This is a genomic window from Ornithinibacter sp., from assembly GCF_035443565.1.
In the GTDB taxonomy this organism is placed as follows: domain Bacteria; phylum Actinomycetota; class Actinomycetes; order Actinomycetales; family Dermatophilaceae; genus Fodinibacter.
This window is the reverse complement of sequence record NZ_DAORSO010000348.1, coordinates 1-1482: the sequence shown is the minus strand read 5'-3', so window position 1 is coordinate 1482 and position 1482 is coordinate 1. Positions and strand designations below refer to the sequence as shown.

1 protein-coding gene is annotated in these 1482 nt (G+C 75.8%); it reads right to left on the bottom strand.

From position 1 onward, the window contains the following. Positions 1–162: 162 nt before the first annotated feature. Positions 163–972, bottom strand: coding sequence for a hypothetical protein (locus PLL68_RS15095; protein ID WP_324535503.1), 810 nt, complete (start codon positions 970–972; stop codon positions 163–165). Between the last annotated feature and the right edge of the window lie 510 nt (positions 973–1482).

Sequence of the window (1482 nt, the reverse complement as noted above, 5' to 3'; positions counted from 1 at the left end):
CCACCCACCCGGGCGACACCGTCGGCATCCACGGTGGTCCCGGGTGGGAGCAGGTCGAGCAGGGCCGCCGGCATCGCGCCTCCGTCGTCGCAGGGGTGAGGGGCCCAGCGTGGCAGGCGGACGGTGTTCACGCACCACGTCCCGGCACCGAACCCCGGGGACTCACCGGGTGGCGCGGTCCGGTGGAGGCCGGGTCGGCGTCGTGAGCGAGCGGCGACGCACGAGCGACTCCAGGGTGCGTCGGGCCGAGCGGGCACCGCCCCCGGCCGCGGCCCCCGGTTCCGGTCGTCGCTCGGGGAGGGTGGTCAGGCTCACGGCGACGAGGTCGGTGTAGGCGTCCTGACGCAGCCGCGTCAGCAGGCGCTGGGCGGCGCTCTGCCCGCGGGCCAGGACGCTGGCTGCCACGAACACCCCGAAGCCGCTCGTCGCGAGCAGCGAGGTCACCCACGCCGGAGCGGTAGCCCCGGACGCGGCGAAGAAGGCCGTCACCAGGGCCAGGGCGGTGCCGAACAGGGCGAGCTGAGGGCGGAACAAGCGGGCCGCCCGTCCGATGCCCCGCAGGCCGGTGAGCTTCGCGTAGGGCCGGACCATGGTCGTGAGGTCCTGACCGAGGACGACCAGCTGGTACCACCGGCGCACCTGCTCGTGGAGCGTCGCCCGTAGGTCCGGTGAGCTCAGCCAGTGCTCGTCGCGGGCCACCGCACCCCACGCCTCCAGGCTCCCGGAGATGGCCGCTGGCGACGTCTCGTGCGTCATCGCCGGGTCGAGCCGGCCGAGCATCCGGCTCAGCTCGAGACGCCGGTCGGCGCCGAGGAGGAAGGCTGGGGACACCGCCGACGGCCTGCCGTTGCTGACCCACGTCGCCTCGGACCCCAGCCCCCAGTAGCACTCGGCGAGCCCCCGGCCGAGCAGGTAGGCGTTGGCCAGTGCCTCGTCGCGCTGGGCGAGCTCGTCCTGGAACCACGGTCCCACGTGAGGAAGAACGCCGCGGCGGTGCTCCACGCGGCGTGGGGGTCGCGCGCCGGGTCCACCACCGCGGATGCCGGGTCGTCACCGCCGTCGGAGGGCAGCGCCACCCGCAGCTCCTCGGCGAAGGCGCCGTCGCGGCCGACCCCCAGCACCGTGGCTGCCGCGACGAGCCCTCGCTGCGCCTCCCGCCGGGCGTCCGCCGGGCGACGCTGCGAGCGCAGGGGCAGCACCTCGGGAGGGTCGAGCGGGGGCACGGTGCGGGCTGGGCGGGGGCCGTCGGGCCAAGATCGCCCGCGGACCTCGGCGACGGCCCAGCCGAGCCTGAGCGCGGCGGCCACCTCGGCACTGCTCGACGCCATCGTCAGCCTTCCGCCGGCCGGGAGGGCGCACGGACCGTTCGACGGTACGCCGCACCTCGATCGCCTCACGCTAGCCCACGCCCTCCCGCCGCGGGCGCACCTCAGCCGATGAGGTGCTCCAGCGCGAGCTGCTGGAGGGCGACGAAACCGAAGT